The 16,597-nt window shown below is 63.8% G+C and carries 15 protein-coding genes; 9 read left to right on the top strand and 6 right to left on the bottom strand.

All coding sequences use genetic code 11. The annotated features are described in order from the left end of the window. Nucleotides 1-14: 14 nt before the first annotated feature. The 3 genes from IAG41_RS16095 to IAG41_RS23300 all read left to right on the top strand — a co-directional run bounded on the left by IAG41_RS16095 (nucleotide 15) and on the right by IAG41_RS23300 (nucleotide 2,921). A complete protein-coding gene (locus tag IAG41_RS16095) occupies nucleotides 15-1,280 on the top strand; it encodes a transporter (protein WP_187729655.1) in 1,266 nt (421 codons plus the stop codon). Between the two features lie 447 nt (nucleotides 1,281-1,727). After that, nucleotides 1,728-2,126, top strand: coding sequence for a BLUF domain-containing protein (locus IAG41_RS16090; protein ID WP_187729654.1), 399 nt, complete (start codon nucleotides 1,728-1,730; stop codon nucleotides 2,124-2,126). A gap of 585 nt (nucleotides 2,127-2,711) precedes the next feature. Next, on the top strand, nucleotides 2,712-2,921 hold the full coding sequence (locus tag IAG41_RS23300; RefSeq protein WP_316251170.1) for a mechanosensitive ion channel domain-containing protein: 210 nt from the start codon (nucleotides 2,712-2,714) through the stop codon (nucleotides 2,919-2,921). A 683-nt stretch (nucleotides 2,922-3,604) separates the two neighbouring features. On the opposite strand, the gene IAG41_RS16080 is transcribed toward IAG41_RS23300, so the two are convergent. From IAG41_RS16080 to IAG41_RS16065, 4 genes are all read right to left on the bottom strand, one after another. Beyond that, entirely contained in the window at nucleotides 3,605-4,840 is a 1,236-nt protein-coding gene (locus IAG41_RS16080) for a glycoside hydrolase family 172 protein (protein ID WP_187729653.1), read from the bottom strand. 568 nt (nucleotides 4,841-5,408) lie between these two features. Next, a complete protein-coding gene (locus IAG41_RS16075) occupies nucleotides 5,409-5,858 on the bottom strand; it encodes a cupin domain-containing protein (protein WP_187729652.1) in 450 nt (149 codons plus the stop codon). Between the two features lie 734 nt (nucleotides 5,859-6,592). Further along, on the bottom strand, nucleotides 6,593-8,464 hold the full coding sequence (locus IAG41_RS16070) for an SLC13 family permease (RefSeq protein WP_262408694.1): 1,872 nt from the start codon (nucleotides 8,462-8,464) through the stop codon (nucleotides 6,593-6,595). Then, nucleotides 8,465-8,770 carry a hypothetical protein gene (locus tag IAG41_RS16065; protein WP_187729650.1) on the bottom strand — a complete coding sequence of 102 codons (306 nt, stop codon included), beginning with the start codon at nucleotides 8,768-8,770 and terminating at the stop codon, nucleotides 8,465-8,467. 29 nt (nucleotides 8,771-8,799) lie between these two features. On the opposite strand from IAG41_RS16065, the gene IAG41_RS16060 reads away from it, so the two are divergent. Together IAG41_RS16060 and IAG41_RS16055 are read left to right on the top strand one after the other, a co-directional pair. Continuing rightward, nucleotides 8,800-8,973: a hypothetical protein gene (locus IAG41_RS16060; protein ID WP_187729649.1), complete on the top strand. Its 174-nt coding sequence runs from the start codon at nucleotides 8,800-8,802 to the stop codon at nucleotides 8,971-8,973. 485 nt (nucleotides 8,974-9,458) lie between these two features. Beyond that, the gene (locus IAG41_RS16055) at nucleotides 9,459-9,728 is read left to right on the top strand and encodes a DUF72 domain-containing protein (RefSeq protein WP_187729648.1); all 270 of its coding nucleotides are present in this window, start codon (nucleotides 9,459-9,461) and stop codon (nucleotides 9,726-9,728) included. Between the two features lie 223 nt (nucleotides 9,729-9,951). Here IAG41_RS16055 and IAG41_RS16050 read toward each other — a convergent pair whose 3' ends face one another. Further along, the gene (locus tag IAG41_RS16050) at nucleotides 9,952-10,212 is read right to left on the bottom strand and encodes a hypothetical protein (RefSeq protein WP_187729647.1); all 261 of its coding nucleotides are present in this window, start codon (nucleotides 10,210-10,212) and stop codon (nucleotides 9,952-9,954) included. A gap of 266 nt (nucleotides 10,213-10,478) precedes the next feature. Here IAG41_RS16050 and IAG41_RS16045 point away from each other — a divergent pair, with 266 nt between their 5' ends. Next, nucleotides 10,479-11,240, top strand: a complete 762-nt coding sequence (locus IAG41_RS16045) for a class I SAM-dependent methyltransferase (protein WP_187729646.1) — start codon at nucleotides 10,479-10,481, stop codon at nucleotides 11,238-11,240. A gap of 59 nt (nucleotides 11,241-11,299) precedes the next feature. Here the strand turns inward: IAG41_RS16045 and IAG41_RS16040 are convergent, their stop codons facing one another. Continuing rightward, nucleotides 11,300-11,965 (bottom strand): hypothetical protein, encoded by a 666-nt coding sequence (locus IAG41_RS16040; protein ID WP_187729645.1) that lies wholly within the window; start codon nucleotides 11,963-11,965, stop codon nucleotides 11,300-11,302. 197 nt (nucleotides 11,966-12,162) lie between these two features. Here IAG41_RS16040 and IAG41_RS16035 point away from each other — a divergent pair, with 197 nt between their 5' ends. The 3 genes from IAG41_RS16035 to IAG41_RS16025 all read left to right on the top strand — a co-directional run bounded on the left by IAG41_RS16035 (nucleotide 12,163) and on the right by IAG41_RS16025 (nucleotide 16,589). Continuing rightward, the gene (locus IAG41_RS16035; protein ID WP_187729644.1) at nucleotides 12,163-14,436 is read left to right on the top strand and encodes an ATP-grasp domain-containing protein; all 2,274 of its coding nucleotides are present in this window, start codon (nucleotides 12,163-12,165) and stop codon (nucleotides 14,434-14,436) included. Beyond that, nucleotides 14,417-15,097: a hypothetical protein gene (locus IAG41_RS16030; protein WP_187729643.1), complete on the top strand. Its 681-nt coding sequence runs from the start codon at nucleotides 14,417-14,419 to the stop codon at nucleotides 15,095-15,097. Before IAG41_RS16035 ends, IAG41_RS16030 begins: the two co-directional genes overlap by 20 nt. A 181-nt stretch (nucleotides 15,098-15,278) precedes the next feature. Next, entirely contained in the window at nucleotides 15,279-16,589 is a 1,311-nt protein-coding gene (locus tag IAG41_RS16025) for a phosphoribosylamine--glycine ligase (protein WP_187729642.1), read from the top strand. The last annotated feature ends 8 nt before the right edge of the window (nucleotides 16,590-16,597 follow it).

Raw genomic sequence — 16,597 nt, 5'->3', positions numbered from 1 at the left:
CTGGAGAGAACCGGATGAAGATGGCCTTGGTGTGTGCCGTGCTGATCTTGCCCGTTACTACGGCGCAAGCGCGGTCCCAAGATGTGCCGATCGTCCCGCGCGTGGACTCGATCGAGCGGCGGCTGGATCAGGCGCTCGATCTGATCGAAGCACAACGTCGCCGTCTCGATGCACAGGAAGTGGAATTGAAATCGCTCCGGGCAGAGCTGCTTGCCAGCGCGGCATCGCCGGCCCCGGCGCCGGCGAGCCCAACCGTGCCCGGGGGACAGGCGCTGGAACGCGTCGGCCAGGCCCCTGCTGATGAGGAACGCCCGATCGAGCTTGCAGTGCTCGACGGCCAAGGGAGTATCATCACGCGCGCAGGCCAGCTGACGGGCGAACTGCAGCTCGACTATGCACGCGCAGACCGCAGTCGGGCCATCTTCAGAGGAATCGAGCTGGTCGAGGTGGTGCTGGTCGGTGTTTTTGACATCAACGAAAGTCGTCAGGACGTCCTGACCGGTTCGGCGGCCCTGCGCTACGGCGTGACGGACCGGTTCGAGCTCGGGATTCGCATGCCCTATGTCTACCGCTCGGACGCGTCGATCATTGCCCCGGTCTCAGGTACGACGCCCGACGATTCTGCAGCGACGATCGACAGCTCGGCAAAAGGCAATGGCATTGGCGATCTTGAGCTGACGGCGCGCTACCAGCTGACTGGCGGCGGGTCAGGATGGCCCTACCTTATCGGCAATCTCCAGGCGGTGTTGCCGACGGGAAGCGACCCTTTTGCCGTCCCTCGCGACGAGCTGGGCCGGGCATTGCGCGCGGCCACCGGCGCCGGCTTCTACGGCATTTCGCCAAGTGTCACGGCAATCCTACCGAGCGATCCGGTGGTGCTGTTCGCAACGGCAGGATACACATTCAACCTCGGCAAGGACGTGAACACGCAAATTCCGCCTGTCATTATCAATCATGTCGATCCGGGCGACGCCTTGTCTTTCAGCGCCGGCATCGGCGTCTCGTTCAATCAACGGACGACGATCAACCTGGGCTATGCGCATAGTTGGGTCTTTGGAACCCGCACGAGCACCAGTCTTATTGACCCGACGCCGCAATGGCCAGGAGAGCGTGTGACTCGATCAAGGGATCTTCAGATCGGCCGATTGCTGCTGGGCATTACCTATCGAATGAGCGACCGGGCGAGCCTCAACTGGTCCGTTGAAGTGGGCGCGACAGAGGATGCGACCGATTTGCGCACCGTGCTGCGCGTTCCTTTCGTCCTGCTAACGGGGGGGTAAGCGAGAGGTGCGCCATGGCCGATAAAGGGACAAGCCGACCCAAACGCAAAGCGGCCATCAAGAAACCTGCGCCGGCGGGTGAGGCTACCGGCCCGACCCCCATTGACCTCCATGCCGCGCTCCTGACTGAAATTCCAAGGATGACGGCCGAGGCGTTACAGAGCCATCTGAAAAATGTCAGCCTGCATGGGCCAATTTCACTGGTGGCACCGCTCCGCAAAGAGCTTGCGCGAAGGGGCCTGGCCTCTGATCCGGAAGAATCCGTGCCATGTCGCGGGACTTCGCTTCCCCGTCATGAATGTTGAGCGGTGCAAAGAGCTGGAGCCTTGTGTCCAGGATCGCGGGGGCCTCGCCTGCAAGCAACGTGCGCCTGACCCAGATCAAGCGCATTTTCACGAGTTTCTAACGGGTTAGGTCTAGGCTGCTTGCACAGCCAAAGGGGATTGCATGCGCCAGATAGTATATATCAGCACCGCGGCGAGCGACGTCAGTGCTGCCGATCTACACGAGATCCTCGTGACCTCGCAGATCAACAACCGCCGGGATGGAATCACCGGATTGCTCTATTCGGACGGCAAGCGCTTCCTGCAGGCGATCGAAGGCCACGAACCGCAGATCACTCAAACGCTGGAGCGCATCCGGGAGGATGGCCGGCACCGGGCCATCGTCATCCTCTCGAACAGGCAGATCGACGAACGCGAATTCGGCAGCTGGGCGATGGCGGAACGGTGCGCCGGCGATGGGGCCGATGCATTTCTGTCCCAGGTCTCTGTACTGGTTGCTGGCGCCTCGCCTCCGGTTCGAGGCACATTCGAGGGCTTGGTGAGGGTGCGGACGGCCGCCTAGGAATCGCCCGGACGGCTCACGGCAATTGCCGCAGCGCAGCGACAAGAGGGAACCGCCCTTCTGCTCATAATTTTCGGCGGCATGAACACCGAGAACAGCACATCCATTACCGCCCTGCGCCGAGGCGACGTGATCGCCCAAATTCGCGACCTCGTTGCCGACGCAATCGCATGGCTCACCTCGCATTGACTGGCGATCGCCATCGCTATTGCAATCCGTGCCGGATCGTCGGCCTATTATTGTTGCTGCGCGGCTGGGCCGTGCGGGTTCGCAAGCGCGGCGAGGGTGTTGCAACCTGGTACAGCATCGTCGGGCGGGCGCTGGCAAAGACCGGCACCTTGTTCATGATCATGACCGCCGCAAGGCTTGTCATCGGCTATGCCGACGCCCCGCCCGTAACCACGCGACCACCGTCTTCCTGTTCACGATCGTCGCGGTCTACCAGGGGGCGGTCTGGGCGCGCGAGATCATCTTCGGTGCTATCGAGCACCGTACTAGGGCGGACCCGAAACACGACCACGGCCTGCCAGCGCGCTCGGGATCATCCGGCTGCTGGTCACCATCGCCCTGTTCGCAATCTCCGCCGTGCTGGTGCTCAGCAATCTGGGCGTCAATGTCACCGGTCTCATTGCCGGTCTGGGGTTCGGCGGCATCGCCATAGGCCTCGCCGCGCAGGGCGTCTTCGCGGATTTGTTTGCGGCGCTGGCGATCATCTTCGACCGCCCGTTCCGGCTCGGCGACTCGATTTCCTACGACAAGGGTCGGGCTCGGGCACCGTCGAGGCGATCGGCCTGAAGTCGACACGAATCCGCGGCGGCAATGGCGAGGAGCGGATCACAGCCAACCGCAAGCTGCTCGACTTCGAGATATTGAACACCACGAGGCGGGCGAGAAACCGCTTCAAGTTCGACTTCCATCTCGGCTACGGCACCAACCCCGAGCTGGTGCGCTCGCTTCCGGCGTTGCTCAAGGAGGCGGTCGAGAGCGAAGGCTATGTCCTGGTGCATGGCGGGCTCAACGGCTTCTCGGACGCCGGGCTTAGTTGCCTCTCGCTCGTCTTGACGGTGGCAAGGTCTGTTTACGCGGTTGTGCCGCTTCATGCTCGCCGCGTCGTCGGGATTTGGGGCCATGAAGGCGAGGCCATCAGCGCGCGCTGCCGAGGAAGGGTCGCTCATGCGGATCGGACGCGAGATCCGGATCGTCGACTGGGCCGGCATGCGCCTCACTGCGGACTTCTCGCCGGAATATCTTCATATCGCCGCTTAACTGGCCGCGTACGCTGTGGCCGGGGGGCATCGCCGCATCCGGGCATTCGCGGGCTGGAGCAATGTGCCTGAGGAACACGGAGGGAGATGACCCACCCGCGAGGTGGGATGACCTGCCCGGATCGAGTTACGCCTGAGCCTTTTCCGCTTCGCGAAATCGAAGAAATCACCGGCCAATGCGACAACGCCCCGTAGCGCTGACTTGGTCGATATCTACTCTCCGGGGCTACCCGGCCCGGAGGGCTTCCTGTCCGGTGGTGCGGGCGGGCGAAGCCCTGCCAGCCGCTCGTCCGCGGCCGGTAACGGCGGCAGACCGCTCATCGGCTTGTCCAGATAGAAGAAGGCGATCGCGGAGACATCGTCGCTGCGATAAAAATTGGTCCAGCCGTCTGGAAGGCCTGGGTCGGTCACCTTCGTTCCCGCGGTGAGTAACTGGCGGAACGCGGCCCGGCCGCCCGGATCAACCGTTACCGGTATTAGCTTCACGCCCGCCGACAGCATCTCAACCACCTGCTTCTTGGGCGCGCCGCCGATCTGCTGAAGGTCGACGCGTATATCGCGGTCGAAGAAGATCGGATCGGGGATATGGAAACGGTAGAAGGTCCAGCGACCGCGCGGCTCGTCCGCTACCGGCGATCCCTGGAAGCGATGGGCATAGGTGCCCTGCCCCCACCCGGTGCCGATATAGTCCTCGGTGCCGGTCCCGGCCAAAGTCGGCAGCACATCATCGCCGTCCAGATAGATCTTAACCTCGCCTTCGCCCCACCAGCTCTTGCCATAAGCCGGGTTGGTGAAGGTCGTGACGATCGTCCCCAGGAACCGCCCCCGACCGGATATTTTCGGGAGAATTGAAAAGTCCCGGCCAAGCGGCGTTTGCCGCGTACGGCTCCAATATGCATGGAAATAGAGCGCATCCCTGGGGGCAGCCGCGAGCTGCCGGAAGTCGACGTCCCAGAAGATAAGCTTGAGCGGCTTGCCCGCCTCGTTGGTCACGACGATACGCGCGCGGGTGCGAAACGGCATCGGGATGTAGGAAACATAGGATCGCCCTTCCGGGCTCGCCAGCAACGCGGTCTCCATCGGTACCAGCGCACCCGCGCCCGCGCCGAAGAAGTCGCCGAGCGGTACCGATACCGCCGGCTTTGCCGCTCCATCCCAATAGATGTCGAGCCGGAGGCCGCGCAGCATCTCGGGCGACCGGTCTTCGGTGGTAATCCACATCCGGTCGATGATGCCCGCGCCATGGATGTCGGCCAATGTCAGCGATGCGCCGGCGGCGAGCGTCTCGAAGGCACGGCCCTTGGCGCCGCGATTTTCGCGGCCGCCGGCGGCCTTGGCGGCGTCGCGGTTCTCGGGACCTGCCCACCGCGGCCGGCCATCGGCCTGAAACTGGTAAAGCGGGGCTGCGCTTTCCTGCGCCGTCGCCGGAGCGGCGGCGAGAATGGTCATCAATGACGCGATCGCTGCAGGCCCTGCGCGCCAAATTTGCGCGATCACGGGATTAATATCTCGAGCATGGCGTACCTTAACTCGTTGTTCGGCAAGTGCAACGGATCGCCGGCGAAGAACGCCGTCGAGTGTATCGGCGTCTATTGTCGCCTGCCTGTCGAGTTGCGCCGACCGCTGTACGGCGTTTACGACAGCCGGCGTCGGGCCGGCTGGGTCTGATGGCTTGTCGACGGGTAGTTCAGTACGTTGCGAGGCTGATCGGTCGCCAGGTTCTGAGCCATCTGGCCCAGCAGAAGAGTAGAATATGACCTCGCCGGCTCGCTGCCTTGAAGGCCATGACCTTTTCGCAAACCTTGCGATTTACCGCGTCCGGACTTCGATTTGGAACACTGCACAGATACCAAGCGCTTAGCTTCCGAGAAGATGCCCAATCGCACAGCGCCCCAGCTGGCAGCAGACGGAGCGCTCACGGCCAATTCTGGCGGCCGACGCCGAATGGCGGCTGTGCGTCTATCTTCGGCCCTTCAATCCGGGTGGTCCGAGACCCAAAAGCCGTCGCTGCCTTAAATCATCGGCTGTTATCCGGAATGGTCAGTTCTTGGTCGGCGTCGTCCACCACGAACACGGCCAGGACTTTCGCTGGCTGCGTCTCGCTCGCATTCGCGCTCACGCCATGATGGTCGCCGGGAAGCTCCGTCCAATTCTGGCCGACCCGGAAGGTCCTGATTTCACCGCCGTTTAGCTGGCAGCGCACGCTGCCTTCGAGCACGGTCGCATAGATGATCGCCGACTTGGCGTGCCTGTGGGATGGCGAATAGCCCCCGGGTCCATATTCAACGAGCACCCCCTTTAAACTCTGGCCCGGTATGCCCGGCAGCGGATGCTGGTAGACCAGCTTCACCTTCGCGCTCTTCGCGCCCGCAAGGTGCTGGGCGTGCCCCTGCGCTGCGTCCTGAGCACTTGCAGGCACCGAACCCAGCAGGGCGAGGATCGTAGCTGCGCCGAGAGTCACGTTCATCACACGTCTCCTACTGATCGCTCACTTGACCGGCCTTAGGCGCAACCACTCCGCGAGGGTGATCTGCCCCAGGCGCGCGTCGCCCAGGGGAATGAGCGAGAGCTGCTCGACCCGGGCACCGAAATATCGGGCCTACGATCGCCGCCAGGCGCGCCTCAGGCGCGACCCGTGCCAGGATCTCGCTTGCGCTTTCACGGTGCGCTTCATCGCTGTCGCGCAGACTCAAGGTGTGGCGCGGATATCCCGCGCTACGCAGCAAGGCGCTCAGCCATTTACCATCCCAGGACGGCGCGCTCGCCAGCAGATCGTGTCCGGTGAGTATGTCGACCATTCGGTGCGCGACCAGGTCGTGGGCGATGGCCTCGGTGAGCAGCGTCTTGCGCGAAATGTGATGAATGGCTTCCGCCGCCGGATCCCAATCCAGTCCGGCGCCGGTCGGATCAGGAACGCTTCGGACCGCCCATCCTCGAACACCCAGGCAACCTCAATCGGGTAGCGGCGCTTGGCGAGCGAGGAGGCTTCGAAATCGAGAAAGGCGCGCATGCGTCGATAACGACGCGTTCAGGCAATGGCTTCAACATGCAAAGGGCCGCTCCCCTCGGGACGGCCCCTCCATTGTCATCCGAACGCGGACGGCTCAGGCGAGCCGGACCCCCGCGGTGGAGGTCGTGCCCAGAGATTCTGCCGCGTGCGGTATGCGACCGATCCGGGAACTTGCGACGCTCGGCACCGTCCTAGTGCACCGGCCAGCTCCACAAGATCAGCGGCGTGCCGACCGCCAGCACCAGCAGCGAGAGCGGCGCACCCAGGCGCGCATAATCGCCGAACCTGTAGCCGCCCGGCCCCATCACCAGCGTGTTGCACTGGTGGCCGATGGGGGTCAGGAAATCGCAGCCCGCCCCCACCGCGGTCGCCATCAGGAAAGCCTCGGGTCGGTAACCGAGCTGGCCGGCAAACGTCGCCGCGATCGGAGCCATCACGAGCACGGTCGCGGCATTGTTGAGGAAGGGCGTCACCGCCATCGCCGCCGCGAGAATCAGCGCGACCGCGCCCCAGGGCGGCAAGGTCGCCGCGACCTGGCCGAGCCAGTCGCCGATCAGCGTGGTCACGCCGGTGGTGCGCAGCGAATCGCTGACCGGGATCAGCGCGCCGAGCATGACCAGGATCGGCCATTCGACATGATTATAGACCTCGCGCACCGGCAACGCCCCAAGCAGCACCGTGAGCCCCGCGGCTGCGAAGAAGGCGATCGCGACCGGGACGTAGCCGGTCGCGGTCGCAACCATGGCCGCCGCGAGGATCGCGAGCGGCAGCAGCCCCTTGCGGGCACTGCCCAGCCGCAGCGTCCGCTCCGCTAGCGGCAGGCAACCGAGCTCACTCAGCCGCTCGAACAGCAATTCCAGCGGTCCCTGCAGCACGATCACGTCGCCCGGCTTGAGCATGATCTCGCCCAGGCGGCGTGCAAGCCGTTCACCCTGGCGCGACACCGCGATAAGATTGACGCCGAAACGCTCGTGGAGCCCCAGCCGGCCTGCGGTGCGCCCGCTCAGCGGCGAATCGGTGCCGATCACCGCCTCAAGTACGCCGACCTCGCCGGTCGCGCCCTCGGGCCGGCCGCGGTCCTGCCCTTCCAGCGTCAGGCCATCGATCGCAATCACCCGCTCGAGCGCATCGGGCGCGCCTGAGAGGATCAGCAGATCCTCGGGCATCAGCGTGGTGTCGGGGAACGGCGTACTGCGGATGCCAGCGCGCAGGATCGCGGTGACGGTCACCTCATGATCGTGGCGCTCGCGGAACTCGGCCACCATCTCGTCCACCGCGGGCGATCCCGCCGGGATCTCCGCCTCGGTGACATAGTCCTGGATGTCCATCGCCTCGCCGAGCGTCGGCATGGCGCGGCGGTCGCGTGGGAGCAGGCGGTAGCCAAAGCGTAGGAAGATCAGCCCGACCAGGGTGAGCCCCAGTCCCACCGGCGCATAGTCGAACATCCCGAACGGATGCCCGGTCATCTCTTCGCGCACGCGGCTGACGATGATGTTGGGCGAGGTGCCGATCAAGGTAATCAGCCCGCCGAGCAGCGATGCGAACGCCATCGGCATCAGGAACACCGCCGGCGCTGTATTCGATCGCTTCGACATCTGGAACGCCACCGGCATCATCATCGCCAGCGCGCCGATATTCTTGACCAATGCGGAGGCGAAGCCGACGCTTGCACAAAGCAACAGCAGTTGCGAGCGGATCCGAGTCACCCGCCGCTGGAGCACCTGCATCGCCCGCTCGATCACGCCCGATCGCTGCACTGCGCCCGACAAGACCAACGCCGAGCCGACGATGATCACGATATCGTCGGAAAAGCCCCCGAACGCATCCTTGGGCTTCACCACGCCCACTGCCAGCGCCGCGAGCAGCGCAATCACGGCGACCAGATCGTAGCGGAACTTCCCCCAGATGAAGAGCAGCATCATGCTGGCGAGCACGCCGACCGAAAGTATCTGGGGGGTGTTCATCGGGCCTCGGCGCTGTTTCTGAGGCCTTAACTCCGGGCGCTGGCTTCGGGTCCGAATGGTGGGCCGATCTAGCGCGAAGGCTGCACGGGCAGTAGTCAATCAATCGAGGAGCGGCGAATAGGTGGCCCTGCGGGACATGCCGATTGAACTGACACCTTTCGCAGGGTCGCTGCTGAAAGTCGTCGATCCACTTTCGACCACTTCCCGCCGTGCACTGATGGCCCACCAGCTGATCCTCTCGCCCGAACAGCTGCAGGCGGCGATCGACCTGTCGCGCGCAGCGCTCGACCACAGTCCTGCCCAGGTACTGCTGCTCGGCATGCCTGCCGGCTTCCTGGTCGCGGCGATTGCCCGGATTTTGCCGAACGTGCGCGGAAGCGAATTCCCGGTCGTGGTGTTGATCACCTATGCTATCGCGATCGGCGGGTTCAGCCATGTCGTCGCTGGGCCGGGCGAGGCGTGGCTACTGGCGCTTTCTGGGCGGACCGAGCTTCTCCGCCGCGCTCGGCGGCTACATCCTCCCGGCGCTGATCGCCAACATCATTGGCCGCACGGGCCTCTTCGCAGTGCTGGCGCATGGCCAGGTGCGGCCCGAAATCGAGCAGTGACCGCGGCGCCCGGCCGGGGTGTGTCGCAGCTCGAATTAGCCACCCGGGTTGCGGGCAAACCATTGCTCCTGTGCGAGCGCCATAGCCGCCGCTCGACGCCATCCCCGTGCCAGGCTCGTATAGCTGTCCCGGTGCGAGGGCAATGGGGAGGTCAGCCCATAGGCTTCCATTTCGCCAGCCTTCGTCAAGCATTCTACAGATGTGAGCATCCGCCGTGGATACCACGGATCGACCGGCTCCACGAATGCCGACAATCGGCTGCGAAACAAATTGGGCCTAGCCGCTCGATTGTTGTCCGATGGTTGGCAGGGCGCCGCTGAAGCGGAGCACGCTTGCAAACGCCGAGGACGCCGAGCGTCGCGACGCCGGCGACTGCGCAGCCGGTCCGCGATCGGCTACCGGATCCGTTTCCCGCCCTCCAGCTTTAATGCCGGGCAGGGCATGGCGATCATCCGGCGACCTGAGCTGCATCACTGCGAAAGGTCTTGGAAGGAACAGTTACAGATGCGGCTGAAACCACCGATCCAAATACGACACTCGGCCAGGGTCCGTTGACGCGGTCTTCGATCTATGCGCGGTTCCATGGCGCCGAAGGCAAGTATTTCGGCCGCTACTCACCCGCCGTGCTGGAGGATTGGGGGGACTGGCTATCGGCGCATGCGAGCTCGGAGCAACCAGTCTGGGCCTATTTCAACAATGATATCGACGGCGCCGCGATTGCGGACGCATTGGCCCTGCGCACGGTGGTACAATGAAAAGCGGCCGCAAAAGGAGGCTCTTGATCACCTTCGCCGGCTTCGACCAGCGCGCCGGGACGGCCAAAAATTGCTACGCAGAGGACTGCAAGGCTATTCGAACGTACGCCCGACCTGCAGGTTGCGGCAGCTCCCCGCGAGCGACACGCACGCGGGCAGCGGTTTTCCCGCTGGACATCCGGTAGAGGGCAAGGACAATCCTGCCGCCTGGCAAAGTCTGGGGTCATGGCTTCATCGGCTCCAGCGTGAAGGGATCGATCCCCCGCTTGGCGAATTCCGCCTCGATCGCCTGCAGAAGTGTCGCGGGACCGCTGTCGACCAGATCGACAAGCACACTTCGCAAGGCCGGCGCGGACATCGCAGCCAAATGCGGAGCCCAATATTGATAGACATCCTCGATCGGCATCGATGGCGCTGGCGTCGGATTTGGATTGTCTGAAACAAGGGTTAGCCGGGGTCGCTGCCCTTTGATGGCCTCGTCCATCAGGCCCGCCCCTGGGCTACTGTTGCACCACGGGCGGGCGTGCCGGTGCGGCGGTTCATTGCCTGAAGGCTAATCTTTGAGGCGCGCTCTCCTTTCGTCCAGGATCGGACTTCACAATCCTCCGTCCCCGCAGCCCGCACCGGATCTTCAGGCGCCATTCGCTCTTTCCGTCCAACATAATGCTCGCCTTTCAAGCGCATAACGAGCTGACGAGCTGCCAGTTGCGCCTCCGCACGGAGCCCAGTCGATCGACCGTCGGAGATTCCATGGCCAAGAAGGCGGGCGCAACGGCGCGGACGGCCGTGCTGGACCCCGCTAGCCCTTTCCGAACCGAATTGAGCCAAAACGCAACCGGCCAGGGAAATCAAGGCTCGGCCCCGCGTTGTGGGCCCTCCGAGGAGAGCAATGTGAACCAGGTCAGGGCCTTCAAAATCGCGTCGAGCGTGCCGCGTCCGGACACTCTGGCGACGGCGATTTTTCTGAAATCCTTCCTGGCCGACCCGCTGGGTGTCGCGTCGATCATGCCCTCCTCGTCGAAGACGGTGTGCCGGATGTTGGCCCCGATAGACTGGAGCGTGGTCCGCACCTTCGTTGAATTCGGTCCGGGCGTCGGGACCTTCACCACCGCGATTCTGGATCGCCTCCCCGCCTCCGGTCGGCTGATCGCCATCGACACGAACAGCGCTTTCATCGACCATCTGAAGCACTCGATCCGCGATTCCAGGCTCGAGGCGGTGCGCGGATCGGCCGCGGACGTTCGATCCATTCTCGCGGACCTTCGCGAGACCGGCACCGACGGCATCCTGTCCGGCGTGCCCTTCTCGGCGCTGGATTCGCGGACCCGCGAGACGATCATCTGCGAAAGTGCCCGCCTCATGCGGCCCGGGGCCTGCTTCATGGCCTACCAGGTAAAGACCGATATCGAAGGACCGTTGAGGCGGCATTTCACCAGCGTCGAAAGAACGATCCAATGGTGGAACATGCCACCGGTTCGGATCTGGTGGGCGCGCGGCACGGGCCTGGATTGAACGACCGGACATAGAGCGCGATTTCCCAACGCCGAGGTGCCAGTTCCTGCACGCTTCGCCTAGGCGGGGCCGCGATCCGCCCAAATGCTGGGCGTCGCCGCCCGGTTCTCGCTTGGGAACGGAATGCGCGCGCGAAATGCGTCGTCGAACACGCCATCGACGCGAATGCTGAACGACGGCGCTCCACTGGCATCGGCCCCGTGGAACTGATTGACCGTATCGAACCAGGCCGAATGGCCCGTGACATAGGCCCGTTCGCCCGTCTCGGGGTTGAGCATGAAGAACGGCTTGCTGCGGTTCGTCCGAAGCCAGATGAACTCATGACAAAGTTCCGCGCTGTCATGATCCTTGTGCGCTGACACCGCGCGCCCGCTCGGATCATACATGATGAGCATGCGCCCGGTCGCCGCGAACGGCAGGGTCGCGATGAACTCCATAAGCGGTGCGAATTCGGCGGCATCCTCGCTTGGCGCCCACAGCTCGGTGCGATCCAGATCATAATAATCCTCGGCCAGTCGCGAGCGCGATAATTCGATCATCCGCGCGCCCGGCAAATTCGGGGCCTCGGGATCGAGCAGGAACGGGCCCGTGTGGAAGGCGCGATCTGCGGTCGCGTGCATGCGCCGCCCAAGACGTTCGGTGATGAAGCCATCGAGCGCCACCAGACGGGCCACGTCGATAAAGCGATCGAAATCCATGTAGCTCGGATAGCTCGGAAGGGTCATTCCGAGAGTCTTACCGCAACGGCCCCTAATTTCTATTGATCTAGGTTATCCATTATCTTTCGTCGCTTAACACCGGTTAGCGCGTGTTTTTTATTTTGTTTAAATAAGCAACGGATCGGCGGTGCCGTCGTTGTTCGGTAACCTTCTCTCGATTGAGACACGCGCCAAGTGCGCTTCGCGTCATCTTTGGAATATTGATGAAAATCTATGTGAGCGGCCTCTACGCAGGCGGCAATCCCCAGCCGGGTCTGGGGATCGTGCGGTCGCTGCGCCAAGGATATCCGGACGCCACCATTGTCGGCGTGGACTATTCGACGCGGGTCTCGGGCATTCACTTCGAGGAGCTCGACGAACGCTGGATCCAGCGGCCCTGGGGCGAGCTCGACCTGGACAGTTACGGCAACAAGGTGCGCGACCTACTCGACGCGGGTGGATTGTGGATTTCCGGCAGCGATCTGGAAGCGATGTGGCTGGCGAGCATATTTCGCGAAGGCCATCCCAATCTGCTCGCTCCGCCGATGCGTGGTATCAAGCGCATCACCAAGCCAGCGGTCGAGGCCGCGGCGGCACTGCCAATCAAAATCCCGACCTATCTGTCGACCGAGCACAGCGACTGGGACCTCCACGCCTTTTGCCGCGCGCATGATTGGCGGGTGTGGCTGAAGGGGCCCTATTACGACGCCTCGCGCACCCCGACCTGGGACATCTTCACCGCAGTCCGAGGCGCGCTCAGCAAGATTTGGTCCACGGAGAAACTGTTCCTCCAGGCGCATGTGAGCGGCTATGAGGAGTCGGTGATGCTGTCCGCCTATCGGGGCGAATTGCTCGGCGCGGTCAGCATGCGCAAGCGCGACATCACCCCCGAGGGCAAAACCTGGGCGGGCGATGTTTCGGAGGTGCCGCCGTCCTTCCTGGAGCCGCTGCGCGAGATGGTACGCGCCACCAACTGGACGGGCGGCGGCGAGCTTGAGATGGTGCGCGACGCGTCCGAGCAGCTCTGGCTGATCGAAATGAATCCGCGCTTCCCGGCCTGGGTGCATGGTGCGACGATCGCGGGCCACAATCTCCCGGCATTACTGGTCCAGGGCGCGACAGGCCTGCCCGCCTCGCCGGCACCCGCGACCGCGTCCGAATTCACGCGCATCGTGCTCGAGGTCCCGGTTCGTACGGACTTTCCCCTGCCCCCGCTTCCCGAGCCTTTCGCAGGCGCGGTCGGCCATTCGATGAAGCATCCATCGGGCCTGACCGCGCTGGCCGCGCGCTTGCACGTGATCGATCCCGACATGCTCGATGTCGCACTCGACCCGGAGGGCGGCGAGCAACCCTCCGGCCTGGCCGCGCTCCCCGGCAGCTTTGTCGCCGACATTGCGGCGCAGGATTTCGACGCGATGGAGACGCCGCACTATATCTATATGGACACGACCGCGGCGGGCCTGTTCAAGCGCGCCGCGGAGCGCGCGCTCCGCCTGACCACCAGCGCCGTCGAGGTCGTAAGCGGTTATTCGATCAAGACCAATCCAGACCCTCGGCTGATCAGGCTCGCGCTCGACAATGGCTTCTATGCCGAGGCAATCAGCCTAAGCGAGGTCCAATCGGCGCTGGAGGTTGGTTTCCGGGCGGACCAGGTAATCTTGAACGGACCAGGCAAGTGGTGGCCGCAAGGCCTCATGCCGCGGGAACGGATGCACGCGGTGTTCTGCGACAGCATTGCTGATCTCGACCGTGCAATCGCCGCGGTCGCCGCCGGCGAAATGTCGGCCAGGCATATCGGCATCCGCATTCGCACTCCGAACATTGTGTCGCGCTTCGGCATCCCGCTCGACAGCCCGACGACCTTCGGCAAGCTGATCGCGGCCGTGAAACGGCTGCCCGGCGACAGCGCATTCGGCGTCCATTTCCATATGGCGAGCAGCCACGTGGGGGTCGCGCAATGGTGGCATCTGTTCGAATCCATGCTCGGCTGGTGTCGTTCGATCGAGCGGCTGACCGGGCGCACCATCGAGATGCTCGACATGGGCGGCGGCTGGTACCCCGATGACTGGCACGAGGACGAGACCTCCAAGATCGCGCATGCCGTCGAGCTCGTGCACAATATGCTGCCTGGCGTCCGCCAAATCGCTTCGGAGCCCGGCAAGGCGATGGCCCAGCCTTCCATGGCGCTGGCGATGCGCATCCTAGAAATCCAGGAACATGAAGAAGGCCATGTCGACGCCGTCGTCGACGCGTCGATCGCCGAGATTCCGATGCACTTCTGGCAGCCGCACCGCATGGTTCGCAAATGTCGCGAGACGGGGGCGCTGCAGCCGATCGGCCGGGGGAAGACCCATCTGATGGGGCGTCTGTGCATGGAGCACGACATCATCGCATCCAACATCGAACTTCCCGAGGGTACCCGCGCCGGCGACCTTCTGATTTTCTGCGATGCCGGCGGCTATGACAGGAGCATGTCCTATGTATTTGGCCGAGGATAAGGCGAAGGCCGGTCAAGCCGGAACGCCGGAGGACGGTGATGGCGGCTTCATGCTTATCGGGCCGGCCGCATCACCTGGCGGCAAATGGACGAACTTCCCCAACAGCCATATCTCGCACCACGGCACGGCCTGCTGCGACATCGCGCGCGAATGGCTGCTGGCTTTCGACTTTGCGCAGCGCAACGGCGGCGACATCTTGTCCGGCCCGCGCTGGATGCGCGAGCATTCGGACTGGGGACCTTCGGTATGGCCGATCCACTGGTGCGAGGCGGTCGATGTCAAGATAGTCGATTGCGGCGTCCACGCGGCGATGGCGCATGCCGCGTTCGTAGCGCGCGGTATTCCTGCCTTTCGTGCGCAGTTTGTCCAGCGCTACAACGCCGATGCGGTCGCGTCATGGCGCAAGAATTGGAGCGAGGCCGGCGCGTCCGATCATTGGATCGACGGCGATGCCATTTATCATGAAGGCAATGCCGTGCTGGTCGGCGACGACAGCATCAAGCTCTGGGACGGTTCGGCCGGCTGGTGGATCAACCCGCGCGGCGAGACGGGCTATGCCAGCCTAGCGGCGGTGCGGATCGAAGGCGATCCGGACTGCTTCGCCGGTGGATTGCGCTGGGGCGAACGCCGTATCCCGCTGAACGAATGGACAGCGATTTGACGGACTGGCTTCGCGCCGGAGGCTCGGCCCCGAGCCGCGCCCGATCCTGCGCGCCTCCAGCTGGGCTTGTCCATTCTATCCCCGGGGCGAACAGCATGCCTAAAGCGCGCCGCGATCGGTGCGATCTTCAAGCGAGGACATCGCCGGGTAATGATGGCGGTTCCGCCAGCGAAGGACGCTGATGCGGTTTCTGGGCGTCAGCGAGACCTGCGACCTTGCGGACCTATACCTTAGCCTTCGCGATGAAGGCCATCTCGTGCGCATTGCCATCTCCGAAGTGGAGGCGCGGGGCACCTTGGCCAACATGGTTGAGCAGGTCGCGGACTGGAAAGCGGAGCTCGACTGGATCCGCGAGGCTGGACCCGATGGCGTCATATTATTCGAGAGCGTCTCGAAAGGGTTCGGGGCCTTGCAGGACGAACTCCGCCGGGCCGGGTTCCACGTGATCGGCGGCAGCGCGTTTGGCGATCGCCTCGAGAATGACCGGGCATTCGCACAGAGCCTGCTCGCGTCCATCGGCCTGCCGGTCGCCAGGCTCTGGGAGTTTTCAGACGCCGGCACGGCGGATCGCTTCATCGCGACGAATCCCGGACGGTATGTGCTGAAATTCAGCGGTGCCGACCACAGCGCGGATGACACCTTTGTGGGTCAATTGGCGGATGGCGGCGACGTTCGGATCGTCATGGCATCGAAGCTTGCCGACCGCGCGGACGCCAGGTTCATATTGATGGAGCATCTGCACGGCGTCGAGATGGGCGTCGGAGCCTATTTCGACGGCGAGCGCTTCCTCGAGCCTGCCTGTCTCGATTGGGAGCATAAGCGCTTCTTCGCCGGCGACCTAGGCGAGCTCACCGGGGAGATGGGAACGGTCGCGACGTTCGACTGCAGCCGAGGCTTTTTTGCGCGGACCCTCAAGAAGCTCGAAACGCATTTCCGCGAGGCCGGACATGTCGGCTATGTCAACCTCAACACCATCGTGAACGAGCAAGGGATCTGGCCGCTCGAGTTCACCTGCCGCTTCGGCTATCCGGGCTTCGCGGTTCTCGCGGCGCTTCAGCAAGATGGCTGGTCGAGCCTGTTTCGAACGATGATCGCCAGAGATGGCGCATGTTTCGCGACGCAACCGGGGTTTGCGGTTGGGGTTGTGGTGACGACGCCGCCTTTTCCCTATTCGCGGCTGCAGGTGGCTGCCCCGGTGGGTATGCCGATCCATTTCGACGCGTCGCTCGACGCGTCGGATCGGGCACATATCCATTATGGTGAAGTGGGCCAAAATGCACAGGGCCTCGTCACCAGCGGCCTATATGGCTGGACGATGGTGGTTACCGGGGTCGGAACAGCGATACCGGAGGCCAAACAGGCTGCCTACGCGCGGGTCCGTAGGATCACGATACCGAATGCACGCTATCGCCTCGATATCGGCGATCGCCTCATCGCAACCGAACTAGCCGAAGTGCAACGGCTTGGCCTGCTCGACGCCGAGGCGCCTTAAACCCTTCC

The organism is Sphingomonas sp. JC676, assembly GCF_014489075.1.
Lineage (GTDB): Bacteria > Pseudomonadota > Alphaproteobacteria > Sphingomonadales > Sphingomonadaceae > Sphingomonas.
This window is presented reverse-complemented; position numbering and strand designations above follow the sequence as displayed.

Excerpts from the sequence above, each read along its gene's own strand:
- IAG41_RS16095 (WP_187729655.1), top strand. The coding sequence starts at position 15 with ATGAAGATGGCCTTGGTGTGTGCCGTGCTGATCTTGCCCGTTACTACG.
- IAG41_RS16090 (WP_187729654.1), top strand. The coding sequence starts at position 1,728 with ATGCGCCAGATAGTATATATCAGCACCGCGGCGAGCGACGTCAGTGCT.
- IAG41_RS16080 (WP_187729653.1), bottom strand. The coding sequence starts at position 4,840 with ATGACCATTCTCGCCGCCGCTCCGGCGACGGCGCAGGAAAGCGCAGCC.
- IAG41_RS16075 (WP_187729652.1), bottom strand. The coding sequence starts at position 5,858 with ATGAACGTGACTCTCGGCGCAGCTACGATCCTCGCCCTGCTGGGTTCG.
- IAG41_RS16060 (WP_187729649.1), top strand. The coding sequence starts at position 8,800 with ATGTCGTCGCTGGGCCGGGCGAGGCGTGGCTACTGGCGCTTTCTGGGC.
- IAG41_RS16050 (WP_187729647.1), bottom strand. The coding sequence starts at position 10,212 with ATGGACGAGGCCATCAAAGGGCAGCGACCCCGGCTAACCCTTGTTTCA.
- IAG41_RS16045 (WP_187729646.1), top strand. The coding sequence starts at position 10,479 with ATGGCCAAGAAGGCGGGCGCAACGGCGCGGACGGCCGTGCTGGACCCC.
- IAG41_RS16040 (WP_187729645.1), bottom strand. The coding sequence starts at position 11,965 with ATGACCCTTCCGAGCTATCCGAGCTACATGGATTTCGATCGCTTTATC.
- IAG41_RS16035 (WP_187729644.1), top strand. The coding sequence starts at position 12,163 with ATGAAAATCTATGTGAGCGGCCTCTACGCAGGCGGCAATCCCCAGCCG.
- IAG41_RS16030 (WP_187729643.1), top strand. The coding sequence starts at position 14,417 with ATGTATTTGGCCGAGGATAAGGCGAAGGCCGGTCAAGCCGGAACGCCG.
- IAG41_RS16025 (WP_187729642.1), top strand. The coding sequence starts at position 15,279 with ATGCGGTTTCTGGGCGTCAGCGAGACCTGCGACCTTGCGGACCTATAC.